This is a genomic window from Paenibacillus sp. LHD-38 (assembly GCF_031157315.1).
Taxonomy (GTDB): domain Bacteria; phylum Bacillota; class Bacilli; order Paenibacillales; family Paenibacillaceae; genus Pristimantibacillus.
Map to the genome: position 1 here is coordinate 1 of NZ_JAVIFU010000141.1, position 862 is coordinate 862.

Annotated in this window: 1 rRNA gene; it reads right to left on the reverse strand. The window is 53.8% G+C overall.

What is annotated here, in order from left to right:
- A 23S ribosomal RNA gene (locus tag RCO25_RS34625) occupies positions 1-862 on the reverse strand; the annotation flags it as partial.

The following is an 862-nucleotide window of genomic DNA, read 5'->3' on the forward strand; positions in this document are numbered from 1 at the left end:
GGTACATGTCATAGCTTCGGTGGTGTGTTTAGCCCCGTTACATTTTCGGCGCAGAGTCACTCGACCAGTGAGCTATTACGCACTCTTTAAATGGTGGCTGCTTCTAAGCCAACATCCTGGTTGTCTTTGCAACTCCACATCCTTTCCCACTTAACACACACTTGGGGACCTTAGCTGATGATCTGGGCTGTTTCCCTCTTGACAATGGATCTTAGCACTCACTGTCTGACTCCCGAGTAGCACGTCTATGGCATTCGGAGTTTGACTGGACTTGGTAACCCTTGGCGGGCCCCGCACCCAATCAGTGCTCTACCTCCACGACGCTCATTCCTCGAGGCTAGCCCTAAAGCTATTTCGGGGAGAACCAGCTATCTCCGAGTTCGATTGGAATTTCTCCGCTACCCCCACCTCATCCCCGCACTTTTCAACGTGCGTGGGTTCGGGCCTCCAGTGCGTGTTACCGCACCTTCACCCTGGACAGGGGTAGATCACACGGTTTCGGGTCTACGACCACGTACTTATTCGCCCTATTCAGACTCGCTTTCGCTACGGCTCCGTCTTCCCGACTTAACCTTGCACGTGATCGTAACTCGCCGGTTCATTCTACAAAAGGCACGCCATCACCCATTTAACGGGCTCTGACTTTTTGTAAGCGCACGGTTTCAGGTTCTTTTTCACTCCGCTTCCGCGGTGCTTTTCACCTTTCCCTCACGGTACTGCTTCACTATCGGTCACCAGGGAGTATTTAGCCTTGGCAGATGGTCCTGCCGGATTCCGACGGGGTTTCACGTGTCCCGCCGTACTCAGGATCCGTCTCGGAGGGTGCTTGCTTTCGGTTACAGGGCTTTTACCTGCTCTGGCG